The organism is Serratia liquefaciens, assembly GCF_027594825.1.
Taxonomy (GTDB): Bacteria; Pseudomonadota; Gammaproteobacteria; order Enterobacterales; family Enterobacteriaceae; genus Serratia; species Serratia liquefaciens_A.
This window is the reverse complement of sequence record NZ_CP088930.1, coordinates 3107174-3129203: the sequence shown is the minus strand read 5'-3', so window position 1 is coordinate 3129203 and position 22030 is coordinate 3107174. Positions and strand designations below refer to the sequence as shown.

The 22030-nt window shown below is 57.5% G+C and carries 21 protein-coding genes; 9 read left to right on the top strand and 12 right to left on the bottom strand.

What is annotated here, in order from left to right; translation table 11 throughout:
* Positions 1-163 precede the first annotated feature (163 nt).
* The gene (rhtB, locus tag LQ945_RS14195; protein ID WP_122080562.1) at positions 164-784 is read left to right on the top strand and encodes a homoserine/homoserine lactone efflux protein; all 621 of its coding nucleotides are present in this window, start codon (positions 164-166) and stop codon (positions 782-784) included.
* 51 nt (positions 785-835) lie between these two features.
* Here rhtB and rhtC read toward each other — a convergent pair whose 3' ends face one another.
* Genes rhtC through pldA form a run of 3 tightly spaced genes read right to left on the bottom strand, consistent with a single transcriptional unit; the run spans position 836 to position 4234 of the window.
* On the bottom strand, positions 836-1462 hold the full coding sequence (gene rhtC / locus LQ945_RS14190; protein WP_270101028.1) for a threonine export protein RhtC: 627 nt from the start codon (positions 1460-1462) through the stop codon (positions 836-838).
* A gap of 12 nt (positions 1463-1474) precedes the next feature.
* Complete coding sequence (recQ, locus tag LQ945_RS14185; RefSeq protein ID WP_020824780.1) at positions 1475-3307, bottom strand: ATP-dependent DNA helicase RecQ; 1833 nt, start codon at positions 3305-3307, stop codon at positions 1475-1477.
* A 48-nt stretch (positions 3308-3355) separates the two neighbouring features.
* A complete protein-coding gene (pldA, locus tag LQ945_RS14180) occupies positions 3356-4234 on the bottom strand; it encodes a phospholipase A (protein ID WP_044554417.1) in 879 nt (292 codons plus the stop codon).
* A gap of 202 nt (positions 4235-4436) precedes the next feature.
* Here pldA and LQ945_RS14175 point away from each other — a divergent pair, with 202 nt between their 5' ends.
* Positions 4437-4907, top strand: coding sequence for a thioesterase family protein (locus tag LQ945_RS14175; protein ID WP_012004662.1), 471 nt, complete (start codon positions 4437-4439; stop codon positions 4905-4907).
* 64 nt (positions 4908-4971) lie between these two features.
* Entirely contained in the window at positions 4972-5859 is an 888-nt protein-coding gene (gene rarD / locus LQ945_RS14170) for an EamA family transporter RarD (protein WP_270101027.1), read from the top strand.
* A 7-nt stretch (positions 5860-5866) separates the two neighbouring features.
* Here the strand turns inward: rarD and LQ945_RS14165 are convergent, their stop codons facing one another.
* A complete protein-coding gene (locus LQ945_RS14165) occupies positions 5867-6925 on the bottom strand; it encodes an AbrB family transcriptional regulator (protein WP_270101026.1) in 1059 nt (352 codons plus the stop codon).
* 113 nt (positions 6926-7038) lie between these two features.
* Positions 7039-7989, bottom strand: a complete 951-nt coding sequence (gene corA / locus LQ945_RS14160) for a magnesium/cobalt transporter CorA (protein ID WP_020824775.1) — start codon at positions 7987-7989, stop codon at positions 7039-7041.
* 445 nt (positions 7990-8434) lie between these two features.
* Between corA and LQ945_RS14155 the strand changes: the two genes are divergently transcribed.
* Positions 8435-8920 carry a WbuC family cupin fold metalloprotein gene (locus LQ945_RS14155; protein ID WP_270101025.1) on the top strand — a complete coding sequence of 162 codons (486 nt, stop codon included), beginning with the start codon at positions 8435-8437 and terminating at the stop codon, positions 8918-8920.
* Between the two features lie 51 nt (positions 8921-8971).
* Here LQ945_RS14155 and uvrD read toward each other — a convergent pair whose 3' ends face one another.
* From uvrD to lptM, 6 genes are all read right to left on the bottom strand, one after another.
* A complete protein-coding gene (gene uvrD / locus LQ945_RS14150; RefSeq protein WP_044554480.1) occupies positions 8972-11134 on the bottom strand; it encodes a DNA helicase II in 2163 nt (720 codons plus the stop codon).
* Positions 11135-11211: 77 nt separating this feature from the next.
* Positions 11212-11928 carry a 5-amino-6-(5-phospho-D-ribitylamino)uracil phosphatase YigB gene (gene yigB, locus LQ945_RS14145; protein WP_270101024.1) on the bottom strand — a complete coding sequence of 239 codons (717 nt, stop codon included), beginning with the start codon at positions 11926-11928 and terminating at the stop codon, positions 11212-11214.
* Positions 11928-12839: a tyrosine recombinase XerC gene (gene xerC, locus LQ945_RS14140; RefSeq protein ID WP_270101023.1), complete on the bottom strand. Its 912-nt coding sequence runs from the start codon at positions 12837-12839 to the stop codon at positions 11928-11930. Before xerC ends, yigB begins: the two co-directional genes overlap by 1 nt.
* Entirely contained in the window at positions 12836-13540 is a 705-nt protein-coding gene (locus LQ945_RS14135) for a DUF484 domain-containing protein (protein ID WP_182822697.1), read from the bottom strand. The genes xerC and LQ945_RS14135 overlap by 4 nt, the downstream gene beginning before the upstream one ends.
* Positions 13537-14361: a diaminopimelate epimerase gene (gene dapF, locus LQ945_RS14130; protein ID WP_020824769.1), complete on the bottom strand. Its 825-nt coding sequence runs from the start codon at positions 14359-14361 to the stop codon at positions 13537-13539. The genes LQ945_RS14135 and dapF overlap by 4 nt, the downstream gene beginning before the upstream one ends.
* Before the next feature lie 58 nt (positions 14362-14419).
* The gene (lptM, locus tag LQ945_RS14125) at positions 14420-14626 is read right to left on the bottom strand and encodes an LPS translocon maturation chaperone LptM (protein ID WP_306341321.1); all 207 of its coding nucleotides are present in this window, start codon (positions 14624-14626) and stop codon (positions 14420-14422) included.
* Positions 14627-14704: 78 nt separating this feature from the next.
* Between lptM and cyaY the strand changes: the two genes are divergently transcribed.
* On the top strand, positions 14705-15025 hold the full coding sequence (gene cyaY, locus LQ945_RS14120) for an iron donor protein CyaY (RefSeq protein ID WP_270101022.1): 321 nt from the start codon (positions 14705-14707) through the stop codon (positions 15023-15025).
* 49 nt (positions 15026-15074) lie between these two features.
* Here the strand turns inward: cyaY and LQ945_RS14115 are convergent, their stop codons facing one another.
* Positions 15075-17627 carry a class I adenylate cyclase gene (locus LQ945_RS14115; protein ID WP_270101021.1) on the bottom strand — a complete coding sequence of 851 codons (2553 nt, stop codon included), beginning with the start codon at positions 17625-17627 and terminating at the stop codon, positions 15075-15077.
* Positions 17628-17943: 316 nt separating this feature from the next.
* On the opposite strand from LQ945_RS14115, the gene hemC reads away from it, so the two are divergent.
* The 4 genes from hemC to hemY are packed head-to-tail and all read left to right on the top strand — an operon-like array spanning position 17944 to position 21970.
* Positions 17944-18885 (top strand): hydroxymethylbilane synthase, encoded by a 942-nt coding sequence (hemC, locus tag LQ945_RS14110; RefSeq protein ID WP_270101020.1) that lies wholly within the window; start codon positions 17944-17946, stop codon positions 18883-18885.
* Positions 18882-19628: a uroporphyrinogen-III synthase gene (gene hemD / locus LQ945_RS14105; protein WP_270101019.1), complete on the top strand. Its 747-nt coding sequence runs from the start codon at positions 18882-18884 to the stop codon at positions 19626-19628. The genes hemC and hemD overlap by 4 nt, the downstream gene beginning before the upstream one ends.
* Positions 19629-19645: 17 nt before the next feature.
* Positions 19646-20770, top strand: coding sequence for a uroporphyrinogen-III C-methyltransferase (gene hemX, locus LQ945_RS14100; protein WP_270101018.1), 1125 nt, complete (start codon positions 19646-19648; stop codon positions 20768-20770).
* A gap of 3 nt (positions 20771-20773) precedes the next feature.
* Entirely contained in the window at positions 20774-21970 is a 1197-nt protein-coding gene (gene hemY / locus LQ945_RS14095) for a protoheme IX biogenesis protein HemY (RefSeq protein ID WP_270101016.1), read from the top strand.
* The last annotated feature ends 60 nt before the right edge of the window (positions 21971-22030 follow it).

The following is a 22030-nucleotide window of genomic DNA, read 5'->3' as shown; positions in this document are numbered from 1 at the left end:
CCTATGGATTTCAAGTTGCAGCTAGGCGCCCAGCTCGTTCATCCCCAGGAGCTTACTCAGGTAAGTGACTGGGGTGCACGAGTGCAGGTAACAACGCTGCAGCTTGAAAGACGACGGGTATAGCCTATTTTGGCACAAATTGGCGCTTTCAGGGAGCACTGCAATGACTTTGGACTGGTGGCTAACCTACCTGCTGACAACCCTTATCCTCAGCCTGTCACCCGGCTCTGGGGCGATCAACACCATGAGCACCGGCATCAGCCACGGTTATCGTGGGGCAGCAGCCTCGATCGCCGGGCTGCAGGTCGGGCTGAGCCTGCATATCCTGCTGGTGGGCATTGGCCTGGGGGCGCTGATCTCGCAGTCGCTGATGGCTTTTGAATTGCTGAAATGGCTGGGTGCCGCTTATCTGGTGTGGCTCGGTATTCAGCAGTGGCGCGCCGCCGGTTCGCTGGACTTGCATACGCTGGCCGGTACCCTGCCGCGCCGCCGTCTGTTTCGCCGTGCCGTGCTGGTAAATCTGACCAACCCGAAAAGCATCGTTTTTCTGGCCGCGCTGTTTCCGCAGTTTATTTTGCCCAATCAGCCCCAGGCCGAACAGTATGTGGTGCTTGGCGTCACCACGGTGGTAGTGGATATCATCGTGATGATTGGCTACGCCACTTTGGCGACCCGTATTGCCGGTTGGCTGAAGACCCCACGCCAGATGCAACTGCTGAACCGCATCTTCGGCTCGTTGTTCATTCTGGTCGCAGGACTGCTGGCCACGGCAAAGAAGGCCTGATGCAAAAAGGCCGAACATCGCTGTTCGGCCCTCTGGTTCACTGCCCCAAAATCAACGGGTAAAGATCAGGTGCAAACCGAAACCGGTGAACAAGACGCCCGCCAATCCGTCAATCCACTTCGCCAAGCGTTGATAGCCACGGCGCATTGCCGGCAGCGCAAACACCACGGCCACTAAGCTGAACCAGACAAAAGTCTCGGCGATGATCAACAGGAACAACCCCCAACGTGCGCCGGCACCGACGTCGTCACCGACAAACAGTGAAAACACGCTGCCGAAATAGATAACCGCTTTCGGGTTTGACAGGTTGGTCAAAAAGCCACGAATAAAGCTGCGGCCAGGCTTCGGCAGGGCCACTTTCACTTCCGGTACAGGTGCAGATTGCGCATTCTGAGAGCGTGCGGAGCGCAGCAGTTGCCAGCCCATCCAGCACAGGTAAATTCCACCGCCTACCATGATAACCTGATGCAGCCAGGCCATTTTTTGCAGGATCAGGTGCAGACCCATCAGCGCCACGCCCGCCCAGACGACGATGCCCAGCGAGATCCCCACCACCCCCATCATCGCCTCACGGCGTGAACGGCTGGCGGCGGTTTGCGAAACAAAAAAGAAATCCGGCCCCGGGCTCATTAACGCAATCAGGTGCACCAGCGCCACGGTCAGAAACAACATCAGCATGATTTACTGCCCTTAGTCTTCGTCATTATCGAGATGATCGCGGATCATCGCCATAAACGGGGCGCCAAAACGCTCCAGCTTACGCTGGCCAACGCCGTTAACGCTCAACAGATCCCCAGCCTTGATCGGCATCTGCTCCGCCATTTCCAGCAGCGTAGCATCGTTAAACACCACGTAAGGCGGAATATTTTCTTCATCGGCAATCGATTTACGCAGCTTGCGCAGTTTGGCGAACAGCTTGCGATCGTAATTACCACCATAGGATTTCTGGTTAGCGCTGCCACGCGACTTCAGGCTTTGAATACGCGGCACCGCCAGTTGCAGCTCCAGCTCGCCGCGCAACACCGGGCGGGCAGCTTCGGTCAGTTGCAGCGCCGAGTGCATGGCAATGTTCTGGGTGATAAAGCCCAGGTGGATCAGCTGGCGCAGTACGCTGGTCCAATGTTCGGTGGTTTGGTCGCGGCCAATGCCGTACACCGGCAGCTTTTCATGACCGTATTCGCGAATGCGCTGATTATTGGAACCGCGTAGCACCTCGACAATGTACCCCAGCCCGAAACGCTGCCCGACGCGATAGACGCAAGACAGTGCTTTGCGCGCATCTTCCAGCCCATCGTAGCGCTTGGGCGGATCCAGGCAGATATCGCAGTTGCCGCAGTTCTGATGCTTGCCTTCGCCAAAATAGTTGAGTAACACCAGGCGGCGGCAGGTTTGCGCCTCGGCAAATGCGCCCATGGCGTTCAGCTTGTGGCGCTCGATATCCAATTGTTGCCCGGCAGGCTTTTCTTCCAGGCAGCGGCGCAGCCAGGCCATATCGGCCGGATCGTATAGCAAGATCGCTTCGGCCGGCAGGCCATCACGCCCGGCGCGGCCGGTTTCCTGATAATAAGATTCGATATTGCGCGGAATATCAAAGTGCACCACAAAGCGCACGTTGGGTTTGTTGATGCCCATACCGAAGGCCACGGTGGCAACCACCACCTGCAAATCGTCGCGCTGGAACGCTTCCTGCACCTGGGCGCGGCGATCGTTGTCCAGCCCGGCATGATAGGCGCCCACGCTCAGCCCACGGCTTTGCAGGCGTGCGGTGGTGTCTTCTACCTTGGCGCGGCTGTTGCAATAAATAATGCCGCTCTTGCCGCGCTGGTCCTGCACGAAACGCCACAGTTGATCGAGAGGTTTAAACTTCTCCACCAGCGTATAGCGGATGTTCGGCCGGTCAAAGCTGCTGACCTGCACCAAGGGATCCTGCAGCGCCAGCAGGCGCACAATGTCGCCACGGGTCGATTCATCGGCCGTCGCCGTCAGGGCAATCACCGGCATGGCAGGGAAGCGTTGCTTCAACTGCCCCAATGCACGGTATTCAGGACGGAAATCGTGGCCCCACTGCGAGATACAGTGTGCCTCGTCTACCGCCAGCAAGGCCGGCGGACAGTGGTCGAGCAGATCGAGGAAGCTGTCCATCATCAACCGCTCTGGGGCGATGTACAGCATTTTGATTTGGCCGCTGCGACAACCCGCCATCACTTCAAGCTGCTGCTCGCGCGTTTGCGTCGAGTTATAGCAGGCGGCGGAGACGCCATAGGCCAACAGTTGATCGACCTGATCTTTCATCAGCGAAATCAACGGGGAAACCACTAACGTCAGGCCATCCATCACCAGCGCCGGGATTTGGTAGCACAACGATTTACCGCCGCCGGTCGGCATGACAACCAGGCAATCCTGCCCGCCGATCGCCGTGTTGATAATCGTTTGTTGACCCGGTCGGAATTGCTGATAGCCGAAGGTATCGCGTAATACCTGCTCTGCCAGCAACTCTTTGTTTATCACTGCTGCGGTTGACACACACTTCCCCATTTTTTGCTGCGTAGCGACGCCTGTATGACGGCCGGATTACATAATATCGTTAAGCATGACACCAACGCCAACCCGTGTCTGCCGGAAGTTGTAATCAATCAAGGATTCGCCGTAACCGCTGAACACCTGAGTGTAGAAACGCACGTGCTTGCTGATCGGGTAGCTCCAGCCCATTTCCGCGCCGCCGTAGCCGCTGTTCCAGTTATAGTGGCTATCGACGCTGAATATGCTGTCACCCCAGGCATAACCGACTTTCAGGCGGTAGTAGCCCATGTATTTGGTGATGTCCGGGTTATCGTCGCTGCTGCTGCTTTCCGAGAATCGGAACCAGGGCTTCAGATCCACCTGCCAGTTGCCGTTTTGCGCCATAAAGCGCGCGTAACCGCGGTTCCAACTGCGTGATGTGGGATCAGAGCGGCCGTTGGACTGGTGATTGAGGCCCACTTCCACATCGCGCAATGTCCAGCCGGCAAAGCTGTAATCGGTCGCCCAGCCGAGGAACACCTGCGGCTCGTAGTTGGTTTCGCGAAACGGCGATGATTCACCGTGGTTGGAAAGCTGCCACCAGGAGCGCTGAGTATAAGATGCACCCAGCACCGAGTTGTCGCCGGCGATGCCGCGCCACAGTGGGAATGCCAGGCTAAGCTGGAACTTGACCTCGTCCTTGCGGGCGTTATCGGACCAGTTATAGGACTGGATGGCTTCTTTATTGATATTGCTGGTATCGGTATACAACACATAGTTGGTTTCATACGGATACAGCGTAAATGGGTTGTCGTGATCCTGCAGCATGTTGGCAATAATGCTGCCGCGTACCGCCGGTTTATCATGAATTTGCTGCTGTTTGGCTTCTTCCGCCTGTACCAGCAGCGGCGCGGCCAGCGTGGCCAAAACGATCCCTGACAAAATGCGCATAACGTTCCTCACCCCAACAAAAAATGACAAACTCTGAAATAAAAACAGGCCATTTTACACACAAAGGGGATTTTACAGCAGCGCGGCGTGTATTTATTGGATTAGTCTGGAAAGCAACAAAATATAGGCATAATATCAACAAACAGTTAACCTGGACTGACCAGTTAACTTCCCCTACGACACAGAACAAGAATGGGTATTTATGTCTACCACACCACTCACACTAGAAGCCGCACGCCAGAAAATTGGCGAAATCTTTGTTTATCATATGCCGTTTAACCGCGAGCTGGGCCTCGAGCTGCGCCGCTTTGACGACGACTACGTGGAGCTGAGTTTCACCAACCAGCCCAAGCTGGTCGGCAATGCGGCCCAGAAGATCCTGCACGGCGGAGTGATCGCCTCAGTGCTGGACGTCGCCGCCGGGTTAGCCTGCGCCGGTAGCGTACTGATGCGCCTGGATCCGCTGATCGAAGAAGAAGTCGCCACCCGCCTTTCGCGTATGGGCACCATAGATCTGCGCGTTGACTATCTTCGCCCGGGCCGTGGCGAACATTTCGTCGCTGCCGCCAGCGTATTGCGCAGCGGCAACAAAGTCGCGGTCGCCCGCGTTGAACTGCATAACCACGATGGTCTGCACATCGCCAGCGCCACTGCGACCTATCTGGTCGGGTGATTGTATGCGGTGAGGCTCTTGAGTACACTCACCGCATCTCCGTTTTTCCCATCCGAGTAACGTCATGGACGCACAGCAAACGCGGCAGGGCATTTTCTTTGCCCTGGCCGCTTATTTTATTTGGGGCATAGCTCCGGCCTATTTCAAACTGATCCAACAGGTGCCTGCGGATGAGATCCTCACCCACAGGGTCATTTGGTCATTCTTCTTCATGCTGGCGCTGATCACGCTCGGCCGTAACTGGCCACAGGTCCGTGCGGCCTGCAGTGACCGCAAACGGCTGTTCTTGCTGGCGGTGACCGCGGTGTTGATCGGCGGCAACTGGCTGCTGTTTATCTGGGCAGTGAATAACCACCATATGCTGGAAGCCAGCCTGGGGTATTTCATTAACCCGCTGGTGAACGTGCTGTTGGGGATGCTGTTCCTGGGTGAGCGCTTCCGCCGCATGCAATGGATTGCGGTGGCACTGGCATTTGCCGGCGTGCTGATTCAGCTGTGGCAGTTCGGTTCGCTGCCGATTATCGGGCTGGGGTTGGCATTTAGCTTCGCGTTCTACGGCCTGCTGCGCAAGAAGATCGCCATCGACGCGCAAACCGGCATGCTGATTGAAACCCTGTGGCTACTGCCGGTCGCCGCAGCATATCTGTTTCTGTTCGCCGACAGCCCGACCAGCCATCTGAGCGCCAACCCTTGGTCGCTAAATCTGCTGCTGGTCGCCGCCGGTATCGTCACCACCGTGCCGCTGCTGTTCTTTACCGCCGCAGCCACCCGCCTGCGCCTGTCGACACTCGGCTTCTTCCAGTATCTCGGCCCCACGTTGATGTTCCTGCTGGCCGTCACCTTCTACGGTGAAACCATCGGCCAGGACAAGCTGGTGACCTTCGGCTTTATCTGGGCGGCACTGTTGCTGTTTATCCTCGACGCGCTTTATACCCAACGCAAACTGCGTTGATCCAGCGCTAGGTTGAGGCCGGCGCGGCGCGGTTAGAGATGAATCGCGCCATCGCCGGGCCAGTCAGCAAGATGGTGAACAAACGCAGCGTCTGCATCGCCATCACGAACGACATGTCCACCCGGCTGCCGGCGGCGATGATCGCCACGGTATCCAACCCGCCCGGACTGGTCGCCAGATAGGCGGTCATTAAATCCACCGGCAGGAAGCGCGTCAGCATCCATGCCAGCAGACCGCAAAACAGCATCAGGGCGACGATCGAGACCACCATTTGCGGCAAGGTGCGCAGCGCCAACAAAAATATCGGCCGGGTGAAACGCAGCCCGACGCTCCAGCCAATCAGGGTGTAAGCCAGGGCCAACAACCATTCCGGCACCTGCAACGCCAGGGTACCGCTGGAATGCAGCGCCGCGCCGATGATCATCGGCAGCAACAGCGCGCCGGAGGGAATACGCAGCCGGGGGCCAAGCCAGGCACCGACAAGCGCCACGCCCAGCGTCGCCGGGAAACGCCAATCCAGCGATGGGAACCATTCCAGCATCGCGCTACCCTGACCCGCTTCATCACCCAACCCAATACGTGCCACCATCGCCGCCGCCGTTGCGACAAACAATACCCGCAGATATTGCATAAACGCCACCAGCCGCACGTCGGCACCGAAATCCCCGGCCATCGCTACCATCGCCGATGCTCCACCGGGCGATGCCCCCCAGGCACCGGTCGGCCCAGGCAGGCTGCTGTAACGCACCAGGCACCAACCGGAGACACCGCTGGCCAGCAGCGTAGCGATCAACACCAGCAGCACCAACGGCCAGTCATCCACTAACGGTGTGAGAATAGCAGGAGAGAGACTTTGCGCGATCATGCAACCCAGTACTGCCTGGGCAGCGATAAACAGGTAACCGGGGATGCGAACCGTGGCGCCCAACAGCCCCATCGCCACGCCGACAATCATCGGCCCCAGCAACAGCGCGGCAGGAATATGGAAGGTTTGCAGGCCAAACCCCAGTACCAGCGAAGCCAGCAGCAGGAGCGACCATTGGATCAAGCGGGGAAATCTCTCCATCAAAACGCATGCCTTACGGACAGATAAGCCAAAAGGGCATTCTACCCCTATTTAGCAGGCTAAGCGTTGGTCAACCACAGAAATATCGGGCGAACAGCGGTTCGCCCGTCAGCTTACAGCCAATTCTTGCGTTTGAAGTACAGGTACGGGGCCAGCCCCGCCAGGATCATCAGGCTGATGGCGCCCGGATAGCCGAACGACCACTTCAGCTCCGGCATAAACTCGAAGTTCATCCCGTAGCTTGAAGCCACCAGCGTCGGCGGCAGGAACACCACCGAAACCACCGAGAAGATCTTGATGATGCGGTTCTGTTCGATATTGATGAAACCCATCGCCGCCTGCATCAGGAAGTTCACCTTCTGGAACAGCGATTCGTTGTGCGGCAACAGGGATTCGATGTCGCGCAGCACTTCACGCGCCTGCTCCAGCTGACCGGTCGGCAACCGCGCCTTGCGCACCAGGAAATTCAGCGCACGCTGGGTATCCATCAAACACAGTCGCACTTTCCAGCCGATATCTTCCAGTTCGGCCAGCGTCGACAGTGCTTCATCGTATTCGTCGCCCTGATGGCCTTCCATGATCACCCGGCTGAGCTTTTCCAGATCGCTGTAGACGTTTTCAATTTCGTCCGCCAGTTGCTCAATCTTGGTTTCGAACAAGTCCAGCAGCAGCTCGTAGGCGTTGCCGTCCACCATCGTCAGGTTACGGGCGCGCATGCGGTACAGGCGAAACGCCGGCAGCTCACGCTCACGCAGGGTATACAGGCGGCCATCACGGATGGTGAAAGCTACGGTGGAGTTACCGGCATGATCTTCTGCATCTTCAAAGTAGAAGAAGGAGTGAATATGCAGGCCGTCTTCGTCTTCGAAGAAACGCGCGGAGGCTTCGATATCATCCAGCTCCGGACGTGTCGCCAGGCTTTGGCCCAGCTCGTTTTGCACGCGTTCACGCTCACCTTCTTCCGGCTCAACCAGATCAACCCACAGCGAGGTGGTGAGATCATCGGAGTCATCCAACTCCAGACGGGACAGGCGGCTTTTATCTAATTTAAACGCGCTCAGCATGTGCTAAAACTCCCTTAGGGTGACAGGGGTAAACAACGCGTGGAAGCACAGAAACAGAGGGGTGTTGCATCACCAGCTTGTTTCAGACCATGAAGGATCTGACTCGTATCGACACATAAGAGGTCGCCGACAACCACGAAGGCTATCAGCTCGATGGGATAGCCTTAGAAGTTGTACCTGTTGTTGTCCAGGTCAGTGAGCCAGTATCTACTGGGTGTGTCCAAGGCGTATGTCCTCATTGATAATAGTGCGCGCATGTTACGCCGAGAAGAAAAAGTCTGTCAACCGGTTAGGCCCGATAATTGCGCAACAATTCATCGCCATAACCAATGGGACAAAATCAGTTTAATCCGCGATAAAGGGTAACGAAAAAGTCGCGGGGATCTCTGACCGCGTCGGTGAATATTGCTAATATGAAGCCACGATAAGCTTGCGGACTTTAACGATGAAACAGATTACCGCCCACGACCTGACCGCCATGAGTGAGCAGGCCGCTAAAGTGGCTCGCCTGCGCGCGCACCGTACGTTACACGACGAGTTGAGCGAGCCGGTGCAGCGACTGGCAATCGCCATGGAACCTGGCACCTATATCCGACCGCACCGCCATCCGCAAACCTGGGAGCTGCTGACGCCGCTGCGCGGGCGCTTTGTGGTACTGCAGTTTAACGAAGAAGGGGTCGTTACCCAACGCACCCTGCTCGGCGAAGAAACCAAAGTGCTGGAGATGCCGGCGTTTACCTGGCATGCCGTGCTGTCGGTTGATCCGGGCGGCGTGGTGTTCGAAGTAAAACAGGGACCTTATCAGGCGCTTTCGGAAGAGGACTGCATGCACTGGGCGCCACCGGAAGGCGGTGAAGGCATTGAGTCTGTGATGCGCTGGTATGCCACCGCGCAGATTGGCGATCGTTACAACCGCACGCTTTATGCCTGACTGCTGGGGCGAAGAGATTCGCCCCTTTGGGTTTTGCCCGTTACTGCCCTTCTACACCGTTTCCAGTCTGGCATAGGCTGCCACCAGCCATTTGATGCCTTCTCCCGGAAACGCAATTTGCAGCCGGCTGTGTTCGCCGCTGCCTTCCAGATTGACGATGGTACCTTCGCCAAATTTAGGATGACGCACCCGCTGGCCCAGTTTGTAACCGGTGTCGTTTTCACTGATCGGCGTGCCCATACGACGATGGCTCACCGGTCGCGATACGCTGGCACGCAACCGCACTTCTTCCACGCACTCCTCCGGCAGTTCGCCGATAAAACGCGATGGCCGATGGTAGACTTCTTTGCCGTACAGACGGCGCGTTTCGGCATAGGTCAGCGTCAGTTTCTGCATGGCGCGCGTCAGGCCAACGTAGGCCAGACGACGTTCTTCTTCCAGCCGCCCGCCTTCATCCAGCGACATCTGGCTCGGGAACATCCCCTCTTCCATGCCGACGATAAACACCAGCGGGAACTCAAGCCCCTTGGCCGAGTGCAGAGTCATCAGCTGCACCGCATCTTGATAGGCATCGGCCTGGCCTTCGCCCGCCTCCAGCGCAGCGTGCGACAAAAATGCCTGCAGCGGCATCAGATCCTGATCTTCATCCTGATAGCTGTACTGACGGGTTGCCGTCACCAGTTCCTCAAGGTTTTCGATACGCGCCTGACCTTTCTCGCCCTTTTCCTGCTCATACATAATGAACAGCCCCGAGTCGCGGATCACCCGGTCGGTCTGTACGTGCAAGGGCATATCGGCGGTTTCATGCGCCAGTGAATCCACCAGTTCGGTAAAACGCTGCAGCGCAGAGGCCGCACGGCCGGCCAGCACTTTATCTTGCAGCAGGGCGCGGGTGGCCTGCCACAGGGTCAATTGGCGATCGCGCGCCGTTCGACGCACTTCGTCCAACGTCCGGTCGCCAATGCCACGCGTCGGGGTATTCACCACACGTTCAAACGCAGCGTCGTCATTACGGTTGGCTATCAGCCGCAGATAGGCCAGCGCATCCTTGATTTCCTGACGTTCGAAGAAGCGTTGCCCGCCGTAAATGCGGTAAGGCATGGCGGTTTGCAGCAGCGCCTCTTCCAGCACGCGCGACTGGGCGTTACTGCGGTAAAGGATGGCGCAGTCATTCAGTGCTCCGCCATTTTCCTGCCAGGTTTTGATGCGGCCGACGACAAAGCGCGCCTCATCGAGTTCGTTGAAAGCGCAGTAGATGGAAATAGGTTCGCCATCCCCACCCTCGGTCCACAGGTTTTTCCCCATGCGCCCGCCGTTGTTGGCGATCAGGGTGTTGGCTGCCTTCAGAATATTGCTGGTCGAACGGTAGTTTTGTTCCAGAAGGACGCTCTGCGCACCGGGGAAGTCCTTCAGGAAACGTTGAATATTTTCCACCTGAGCGCCGCGCCAGCCATAAATCGACTGGTCATCGTCACCCACGATCATCACGTTGCTGTTATTGCCGGCCAGCAGGCGGATCCAGGCATATTGAATGCTGTTGGTATCCTGAAACTCATCCACCAGTACGTTGGTAAAACGTTCGCGATAATGGTTGAGGATATGCGGTTTGTTCAGCCACAGCTCATGGGCGCGCAGCAACAGCTCGGCAAAATCCACCAGCCCCGCGCGATCGCAGGCTTCCTGATAGGCCTGGTAGATACGCAGCCAGGTCGCCTCTACCGGGTTATTGTAGGTTTCGACGTGTTGCGGGCGCAGGCCTTCATCTTTTTTGCCGTTGATGTACCACATCGCCTGACGCGGTGGCCATTGTTTCTCGTCGATATTCAACGCCTTGACGATGCGTTTGAGCAGGCGGAACTGGTCGTCGCTGTCGAGGATCTGGAAATCCTGCGGCAGATTGGCGTCCATATGGTGTGCGCGCAGCAACCGGTGAGCCAGCCCGTGGAAGGTGCCGATCCACATGCCGCCCTGACTGGTGCCAATCAGATGTTCGATACGGTGGCGCATTTCCGCCGCGGCTTTGTTGGTGAACGTCACCGCCATGATCGAATACGGCGAACAGTTCTCTACCGACAGCAGCCAGGCGATGCGGTGCACCAGTACCCGGGTTTTACCGCTGCCCGCGCCGGCCAATACCAACAGGTTGCCACGTGGCGCCGCCACGGCTTCGCGTTGTTTTTCATTCAGGCTGTCGAGCAGATCGGAAACGTCCATAGGCACCATTAATTGGTAAGGGAAAGCGCGTCAGCGACGCGATTCCACTGGGAATTTATACAGAGTTCTGGCAGGGATTATAACAATGCTGTCAGCGATGCCAACTGCGAAATCTCAATATGTGGCAGCAGCCGGCTATCGGCGGCCTGCATCAGGCTGCGCTGGCGGTCGTTGATCCAACAGGCTTGCAGGCCGGAGCGCAACGCGCCGGCGACGTCGGTGGTTAAATCATCGCCGACGTGAAGTATATGCTCAGGGGCGATCCCTAACCGCTCGGCAGCCGTCTGGTACATGTCCTGGTAAGGTTTGGCACGGCCATCCGGCCCGGAGCGCAGCACAAACTGAAAGTAACCGTCCAGCCCGCACAGCGAAGGATCGGCATTGCCGTTGGTGATCGCCACCAGCGGGAAGCGTTCGCCCAGCGCTTTCAACGTGGCGTGGGTGACTTCAGGAACCTCGATACGGCTGCGCCACAGCGCAAAATTCTGCATCGCCGCATCAGCCCCCTCAGCAGCCTGGGCATCACGCAGTCCCTGGCGGCTCAGCGCCAGGTGGATAGCGCGCCAGCGCCACTGGGTGACGTCGTGGTAAATCTCCGGATCCTGCTCGCGAAGCTCCCGGCGCAGGCGATGAAAATCCGCCGACTGGAAGTGGTTCAGCCCGGGGTGATAGTTCTGCAAAAAAGCGACCGACTGCAATTCAGTCTGTTTGATCACCGGACGGTTGTCATACAGCGTGTCGTCCAGATCGAAGGTCAGTGCCGCCAGCGGGCGTAGCGGACGATAAAAGTGCATCAGGATTTCCCCCGTTTGGCGCGCGGATGCGCAGCATCGTACACGTTCGCCAGATGTTGAAAGTCGAGGTGGGTATAGATTTGGGTGGTGGTCAGGTTGGCGTGGCCAAGCAGTTCCTGCACCGCTCGCAGATCGCCGCTGGACTCCAGCATATGGGTGGCAAAGGAGTGGCGCAGCTTGTGCGGATGGATATGGCTGTTAACGCCCTGCTTGACGCCCCATTCGGCAAAACGCTTTTGCACGTTGCGAGTCGAGATGCGTTTTCCCTGATTGGACAGGAACATCGCATCGTCTGACGGCCCAAACAAATCGCGCATCGCCAGCCAGTGTTCCAGCCAGGTCACGGCGGTGCGGCCGACCGGCAGCTTGCGTTCCTTGCTGCCCTTGCCCAACACCCAAATTTCACCGGCGGCCAGATCGACGTGGCGACAGTCCAGCCCCACCAGTTCAGAAAGACGCAGCCCTGCCCCGTACATCACCTCAAGCATAGCGCGATCGCGCACCGCCAGCGGATCGTTGAGATCGATATCCAGCAGCTGATTCATTTCATCGACGTCGATGTTTTTCGGCAGATGACGGCCGCTGCGCGGCGTGCGGATCCCTTTGGCGGGGTTGGCTATCAGCATGCCCTGGCTGACCTGCCAGTCGAGAAAACTGCGTAATGCCGACAAGCGCAACGCGAGGCTGGAAGACTGCAGGCCGGCGCGTTTGCTGCGTGCTGCCAGCATCCGGACTTTGCCGGCGTCCAGCGACGGCCACTCCGTGATGCCCATATCCTGAGCCAGCGCCATCAGCGCCTGTAATTGGCGTGAATAGCTTAACTGCGTCAAGGGGCTGAGCTGGCGTTCCACCTTCAGATAGCGCAGAAAGGCATCGACCGGCTGTTGCAGGCTGGCCGCCAGCGGGGTCATACTCGTTCGATCCAGCGTTCCAGCAGTTCCGGCAGCATGCGCGCCAGTTGATTAAGCATCACCGTGCCCATACCCTGCTGATAATGTTGCGTATCGCGGCTGCTGAAAATCACCATGCCCAGCTCGCCCTCATCACCCAGCATCGACAGCGCTACCGAGCCGACCAGTTTGGCCTGCGGCAGCAACAGCAGCAGTTCGGGGCCATTCAGACTGCCGAGAAAGTGCTGTTGGTCACCCAGGCGCTGAATGCGCAACGGTTCAAACGAAGAGCGCGTCAGGGCAAGGTGGGTGAAATCGGAAGGTGCGCCGATTTTCCAGCTTTCGGAAAACAGGCGGATGTTGGCGCCGGCCAAACCGAAACCGCGCGCCCAACGCTGCAGGCGGTTAAGCATATCCTGCAGGCTGTCGGCGGTGGCCAGATTGGCCTGTAAATGCAGCAGGCTGGCAAACAGCGTTTCGTTGGCGCTGGCCTGCTCCATCAGCAGCGTGATTTCTTCTTCCAGCCGATGGATGTGATTGCGCTGGCGAGCCAGATGCCACTCGACCAACGATACGGTGCCGCGAACGGGATGGGGAACGCGCATCTGCTCCACCAACCGTGCGTTGCGCATAAAGAAATCCGGGTTTTGCAGCAGAAACTGCATCACGGCGTCGTCATCAAGCTCAATGCCTGCGACAGCCTGGTCCTCAACGCTCTTCATAGATGAATAAATCCGTCATATACATGGGTTGCCGGACCGGTCATAAACAGCGGGCTGCCCGGCCCTTTCCAGCGAATATGCAGGCTGCCGCCCGGCAGTTCTACATGCACCTCTTCTGACAGCAATTCCTGTTGAATCCCTACTGCCACGGCCGCACAGGCTCCGCTACCGCAGGCCTGCGTTTCGCCAGCACCGCGCTCATAGACGCGCAGTTTAATGTGCTCGCGACTGACAATTTGCATAAAACCGATGTTGGCCCGTTCCGGGAAGCGCTCATGCCCTTCCAGCACCGGCCCGAGCAACTCCACCTTGGCGGTTTTTACATCATCCACCTGTAAAACACAATGTGGATTGCCCATCGATACCACGCCGCACAGCACCGTATGCTCCGCTGCCCGCATGATGTACGTCTTTTCTTCTTTGGTTGCGCGAAACGGCACTGCCTGGGGATCGAAGTTCGGCTCGCCCATATTCACGCACACCAGATCATCGTCGGTCACGCTCAACACCATGCGCCCGGTCTGGGTACTTACGCGAATATCGCGCTTGTTGGTCAAGCCTTTCAGCCGTACAAAGCGGGCAAAGCAGCGAGCGCCGTTACCGCACTGCGCCACTTCACTGCCGTCGGCGTTAAAAATGCGGTAATGGAAATCCAGTTCCGGATCGTAAGGCGGTTCTACCACCAGCAGCTGGTCAAAGCCAACGCCCAAGTGCCGATCGGCCAAACGGCGGATCAGCTCGGGTGAGAAATAGACATTCTGTGTAACGGCATCGACCACCATAAAGTCGTTGCCCAGACCGTGCATTTTGGAGAACTGCATATCATACTCCGCTATCCGTCTTGGGTTTGCGGTGACTCATGCCGCCGCAAACAAGGTGTTACTGGTCGCTCATCGACGGTTTTTGCTGAGAGCCAGAAAGTTCCTGCTGATTTTTCTGTACCTGATCTCCGGTCTGAACCTGGGTAGCCGGTTTCTTAGCGCTGGCCGGATCGGCTGGCGGGAAGTACAGCGGGCCTTTCAGGCCGCAGCCGGAGAGCCCGGCAAGCAGAACTGCCATCAGCGCATAGCGTAGTTGTTTTTTCATTTGCATTAATGCCTGTAATTCATGCGTCCAAGGTCTCTATAATCGCAGGTGGATCATGAAAAGCAATAGGAATTGAATATGAACGACAGTGAGTTTCACCAGTTGGCTGACCAACTGATGCTGAATATTGAAGAGACCCTGGACGATTTTAACGGCGATGCGGACATCGATTACGAAACTAACGGTGGCGTAATGACGTTAAGCTTCGAAAATGGCACCAAAATTGTGATCAATCGCCAGGAGCCGTTGCATCAGATTTGGCTGGCGACCAAAACCGGCGGCTACCACTTTAACTACCGTGACGGCGTGTGGCTGTGCGATCGCAGCGACCGCGCCTTCTACCCCTTACTGAGCGAAGCGGCCAGCGCGCAGGCCGGCGAAGAGGTGAAGTTTTCCTGAGAATGGCCGCATCCGTCGTCAAGGCTCAGCCTGCTGAACCTTGACGATATCAATGCAGCTGGAACTGTTGCTTCAGCGGTTGGACGGCGCTGTCGGTCAGGGGAACGCACAGGCTCGACAGCACATTGCTGCGGAACGGGATCACCTGAGTTCGGCCATCAAGATGTACGATCTGGTAGAACTGCGGTAGGTTGAAGTTGATAAAGCTGGAGCCGTAGGTGAAGCGATCGTGCGAGGACGAGTAGAAACGGCTAACGTCGCGCACCAGTTCCTCTTTGCTGCCTTCGCAATGGTGATAAACCTCAACCCGGTTAGACTCATCCAGAATATAGATGTTAAAGCCCTTGTCGTCCGTGGTGTCTTCGAAGAAGAACTGAATAATCCCCTCGCTGGCGAAACCGTCTACCACCGGCGGCAGATGCACCTGATCGGTTTCCACTTTGATCGACAGGCCGTGCAATTTATTGTTGGAAATGGCGCCGTAGAACTCCACCGCGTTTTCCAGCTTCTGCACCGACACGCTCAACCGTTCGAAGAACAGGCCCCAGGTCTGGCCGGCAACCCGTACCGCTTTGAAACGGCCCGGCTCCAGTCGGGTGCTGGACAGGCGTAGCTCAATACACTCCGACACCAACTGCTGTATACGGGTACGGATCAGGCCGCGCAGGTGCTGACTGTAGCAGAACACCTCGACCGATTCCGGCGGCGCGGCATCCTGGTGCATTTTGCCGAGAATGGTCTTCAACGCTTCCAGCACCGATTGCTCGCCGCTGAAATGCAAGGTACGCACTTCGTTCCAGGAGTTGCGGTACAGCAGATCGATACTGCCCACCAGACACTGCTGTTGCTGACCAAAGCTGAATACATCGAGCTTGCGGAAATCGAAATGCACCACCTGATTGCGGAAGGCGGCGGTCGGATCGTTTTCCAGATTGACGATTATCGCCAGGTGGCGAATTTCGCACGGGCTGTACAGCGCTTTTGGCGTGGGAGCCGCCAGCCGCAGCGGGAAGTGGTGCGACACATCGGCCACCAGTTCCTGCAGTTTGGCCGTATCGCACAGGTTGCCGCTCTTGATGTGCAGACGGGTTTTCGGCGTCAGCAGCCCGTTGAAATAGGCCCAGGCCACCAGCTTGTTGAGGTAGCGGTTATATTCCAGCGGCTGATGGCTGACGATCGAGTCCATGGCCGGTGCCTGGTTATAAAGGTACCAGCCGGTCCGGTTGGCGCGGCCAATCGGCACGTGAATAAAGGTCAAGTCGTCTTCTGACAGGTCCGGCGAAATCTGCGGGTTCACCAGCGTCACCTTGCCGGGCAGCGCTTCAAACGCGGCGTACAGCTTGCGGGTCAACACGCCGATATCCTGCGGGCTGGCGCTGACGCTAAGGTTGTTGCGACGGGCAAAGCGGATCAGGTTGCGATAGCTTTGCATCATCGCATCCAACAATTCGTTGTGCGCTTCACGTACCCGTTCGATTTTCCAGTTGGCGCGATTATCCAGGATCGCCAGACGCTCTTCGTCCCAGCCCCATTCGCTGACCAATTGACTGAGGATTTCACGGCGCCAGCCGACGCACGCATTGGCACGCGACAGTTTTTCACAGACTTTCAGGTAGAAACAGCGGCGGACCAGATCGAGGCGGGTAGTGTCGTTGATTTGATTCAGATAATGCGTAACGCGTTCGAGCATCATACAGTAGGCGTCGAGACCAAAGCAGACAATCTCGCCCTGATGCAGGCGCTGTTTGATGTCCATCGCCAACAGCTGAGTATTGGGATATTCCCAGGAATAAGCTTCCAGCAGCAGGGTCTTCAGCACCGCCTTGTAAGGCGAGTCGATGCTTTTGTACAGCTGCCACAGGCTGGCGCCGAAGTATTCTTCCGCCGACAGCGTGCTCAGCCCGCCGAGATCCAGCCATTCGTTCGGCGTTAACGCGCCTTGCGAGTACAGCGACAGCACATACTCATCGTAATGCGCTTCTTCTTCGCCCGGCACCATGTTCCATAAAATACGTTTGCCGGCCAGGCGCACCGCGGTGCGGTAGAATTCGTCCAGCAGCAGGATATGTTGGGTGGAGCCGCAGTCTTCGCCCCCCAGGCTGCCGCTTTCGTTATGACGGAAGCGGTTTTCATCGATCAGGAAGAAGCTGACTTCCACCCCCATCGACGCCGACCATTTTTCCAGCAGGCTGCATTTTTGCTGCAGGCGGTTACGCTCTTCGTTGTCCAGCCAGGATTGGTGACACACCCAGATGTCGAGATCCGAACTGCAGCTCTGGCCGATCGACGAGGTGCTGCCCATCGAGTAAACCCCGGTAATCGGCAGTTCACCGCTGGCCATTTTGTCAAATGGGCTGCCCCATTTGTCTTCTAAATCGTTGAGGTAATCTTTTTGGGTTTCATCAGGCGTGTAGAGGCAAACGCCATGGGGAACGTTACCGTTCAGGTAACCTGGCATCAGTGGGTGGTGGTGATGCAATAAGGTAGGCAGCAGACTGTATACCCGTTGAAACGCGGGCTTCATGGCCGCTAGGGCGCGATCGATTCGTAATTGATTGATCGCATCCAGTCTCTGCTTCAGTGTCTCGATGTAGAGGTACAAGACGTCTCGCCTGATTATCCCGGTGTTTAGAAAAAAACCCGTATTCCATAAGCGCCGTTAGTGTTGGAAGAATATTTGGCAACTTATTGTTGGAAACGTGATCAATTTAACACCTTGCTGATTGACCGTAAAGGAAGTAACGCTTCACTATTATTGTAGCGCCACTCCAAACGATTTACCCGCAGTGTTAACTGCCCCAAAACACATCACACGTCCCGTTGATTCCGTTGTCCTTTCTTCGCCTGTGGCTTCTTGCACTGACAGTTTTCGCACTCAGTGGTAGGATGAACGGCGAATTATAAAAACGGTAACAAGCATGTTAGACAAAATTATTCGAATTGCCACCCGACAAAGCCCGCTCGCTCTCTGGCAAGCACATTATGTGCAGCAGCGCCTGATGGCCAGCCACTCTGGCCTGCAGGTCGAACTGGTGCCGATGGTCACGCGGGGCGACATTATTCTGGATACGCCGCTGGCGAAAGTCGGTGGTAAAGGGCTGTTTGTTAAGGAACTTGAGCTGGCGTTGTTGGATGGCCGCGCGGATATCGCCGTGCATTCGATGAAAGACGTCCCGGTAGATTTCCCCGATGGCTTGGGTTTGGTGACCATTTGTGAGCGCGACGACCCGCGCGACGCATTTGTTTCCAATCGTTTCGCTTCGCTCGATCAACTGCCGCAGGGCAGCGTGGTCGGTACCTCCAGCCTGCGTCGTCAGTGCCAATTGCGTGAGCGCCGCCCGGATCTGATCGTGCGCGATCTGCGCGGCAATGTCGGTACCCGACTGGCAAAATTGGATAACGGTGATTACGACGCCATTATTTTGGCGGTCGCCGGGCTTAAGCGCCTGGGGTTGGAACAGCGTATCCGCAGCCCATTGAGCCCGGAAGAGTGCCTGCCGGCCGTCGGCCAGGGCGCAGTGGGTATCGAATGCCGCCTCGACGACGAAACCACCCGCGCGCTGTTGGCACCGCTCAATCACGTTGCCACGGAAACCCGCGTACGCGCCGAGCGGGCGATGAATACCCGACTGGAGGGCGGTTGCCAGGTACCGATCGGCAGTTATGCCGAACTGGATGGCGACACCCTGTGGCTGCGAGCCCTGGTGGGCTCACCAGACGGCAGCCAAATGGTGCGCGGCGAACGCCGTGGTCCGGCAGCGCAGGCTGAACAGATGGGCGTGGCGCTGGCGGAAGAACTGCTTGCGCAAGGCGCTCGTGAAATTCTGCAGGACGTTTATCAGGGAAATCCCCCGGCATGACGATCCTGGTAACCCGCCCCTCTCCGTCAGGAGAAGAACTGGTAAGCCGACTGCGCGCGCTCGGCCGGGTTGCCTATCATGCTCCGCTGATCGATTTCGCCCCCGGCGGCGATCTGCCCAAATTACCACAGGCCTTGCAGCAGCTTAACGATGGCGATCTGGTGTTCATCCTGTCGCAGCACTCGGTGAGCTACGCCAACTCGGTGATGGGCCGCGTCGGGCTGTCATGGCCCGCCAGGCTGGCCTATTATGCTATTGGTCGCAACACGGCGTTAGCCATGCACCGCATCAGCAGCCTGCCGATAGAATATCCGCGTGAGCAGGAGATCAGTGAAACATTGCTGCTGCTGCCGGCGCTGCAGAAGCTGGACGGCAAACAGGCGCTGATCCTGCGCGGTAACGGCGGACGCGAGCTGCTCGGCAACACCCTGAGCGAGCGCGGCGCCGCCGTCAGCTATTATGAATGTTATCAACGCAGCCCGGTGCACTATGATGGCAGCGAGCAAAGCGCCCACTGGCAGCGTGCCGGTGTTGATACGCTGGTGGTTACCAGCGGTGAAATGTTACAACAGCTCTATACTTTAGTTCCTGATTACTACCGTTCTTCGTGGCTGTTGCGTTGCCGCCTGGTGGTAGTGAGTGAACGCCTGGCTACCCTCGCCCAGGAATTGGGCTGGAGCACAATTCGGGTAGCTGATAATGCCGATAATGACGCGCTGATCCGCGCGCTACAACAAACCTGACTATGGGATGTGCCACTATGACGGAACAAAATACCCCATCCGCCCCGGTTGAAGAACCCACCTCTGCGGTTGAGAGCCCCCAGCAGCCAGACGCTGAAAAGCGTAAAGGTAAAAATACCGGCCCGGTATTGGGCGCAATAGCGATCGTGCTGGTCATCGCTCTGGCCGCCGGTGGCTATTACCACACCCATCGGCAGGCGCAGCAGCTTATCGCCGCCAATCAAACCTTGCAGCAACAGCTTGAAGCGCTGAAACAGAACCAACAGCAGGAAAGAAGTGCGCTGGAAGGCCTGTTGCAGCAACAGGGCAAAACGCTGGACGCCGCCGATCGCGAACAGGCAACCCTGGCGCGACAGCTCAATGAACTGCAAGAGAAAGTCGCCATTATCTCCGGCAGCGACGCCAAAACCTGGTTGCTGGCGCAGGCCGATTTTCTGGTGAAAATGGCCGGACGTAAACTGTGGAGCGATCAGGACGTCACCACCGCCGCCGCCCTGTTGAAAAGCGCCGATGCCAGCCTGGCAGACATGAATGACCCGAGCCTGCTCGAGGTTCGCCGCGCCATCACCGAAGACGTCAGCACGCTGTCCACGCTGACTCAGGTGGATTTCGACGGCATCATTCTCAAGACCAATCAGTTGTCCAATCAGGTGGATAATCTGCGCCTGGCGGATAACGACAGCGACGAAGCGCCGATGGATCAAGACAGCAGCGAGCTGTCGAGCTCGATCGGCGAATGGCGGCAAAACCTGACCAAAAGCTGGCACAACTTTATGGCCGACTTTATTACCGTCCGCCGTCGCGATAGCAATGCCGAGCCGCTGCTGGCTCCGAACCAGGACATTTACCTGCGCGAAAATATCCGTTCGCGCCTGCTGGTTGCCGCACAGGCCATCCCGCGCCATCAGAACGAAGTGTATAAGCAGTCGCTGGAGACCATTTCCACTTGGGTTCGCGCCTACTTTGATACCACCGACCCGGCCACGAAAGCTTTCCTGGAAGAGTTGGATACCCTGAGCCAGCAGTCGATCACCATGGACGTGCCGGATCAGCTGAAAAGCCAGCCGCTGCTGGAAAAACTGATGCAGACCCGGGTGCGTAATCTGATGGCCCAGTCCCCTGCCGCTCATCAGGAGGAATAAGCCATGTTACGCGTGCTATTTCTGTTCCTGGTGCTGATCGCCAGCGTGGTGGTTGGGCCGATGTTGGCCGGCCATCAGGGCTATGTGCTGATTCAGACCGATAACTACAATATCGAAACCAGCGTCACCGGCCTGGTGATCATGGGTATCTTGCTGTTTGTGGTGCTGCTGGTGATCGAGTGGATCCTGCGTCGCATCTTCAGCACCAGCGCCCGCACTCGCGGCTGGTTCCTGGGCCGCAAACGCAGCCGTGCGCGCAAGCAGACCAAGGCCGCGCTGATCAAACTGGCCGAAGGTGATTACAAGCAGGTTGAAAAACTGCTGACGCGCAATGCCGATCACGCCGAACAACCGGTGGTGAACTACCTGCTGGCCGCGGAGGCCGCCCAGCAACGGGGTGACGATTTCCGTACCAATCAGTATCTCGAACGCGCCGCCGAAGCCGCCGACACCGACCAGTTGCCGGTAGACATCACCCGCGTGCGCATCCAACTGGCTCAGGGTGAAAACCATGCGGCACGCCACGGTGTCGATCGCCTGCTTAATCAGGCCCCGCGTCATCCGGAAGTGCTGCGACTGGCGGAAATGGCCTATCTGCGCACCGGCGCTTTTGCCTCATTGCTGGAGATCCTGCCGTCGATGAGCAAGATCAATCTGCACAGCGAGGCTGAGCTGCAGGCGCTGCAACAGCAGGCCTACATTGGCCTGATGAATCAGGCGATGGCGGATGAGGGCAGCGATGGCCTGAAACGCTGGTGGAAAGATCAGAGCCGAAAAATCCGGCATGAGGTGCCGTTGCAAATCGCGATGGTTGAGCACCTGATCGAATGCAATGACCATGAACTGGCGCAAGAAATCGTGCTCGACGGCCTCAAGCGTCAGTATGACGAACGCCTGGTGTTGCTGATCCCGCGTCTGAAGTCCGGCAACCCGCAACAGCTGGAGAAAGCGTTGCGTCAACAGGTGAAGCAGCATGGCGCCACGCCACTGCTGAACAGCACCCTGGGCCAGTTGCTGATGAAGCACGGCGAATGGCAAGCGGCGGCCGATGCATTGCGGGAAGCGCTGAAACAGCGCCCTGATGCCTACGATTACGCTTGGTTGGCTGACGTGCTGGAGAAGCTGCACCGCTCGGATGAAGCGGCTCAAATGCGTCGTGAAGGCCTGATGCTGACGCTGAAACAAAACGGCGAGCCCTAACAACATCATCAATACCATCGAAGCGCGGCATTGTGTCGCGCTTTTTTTTGCCTGTCGGCC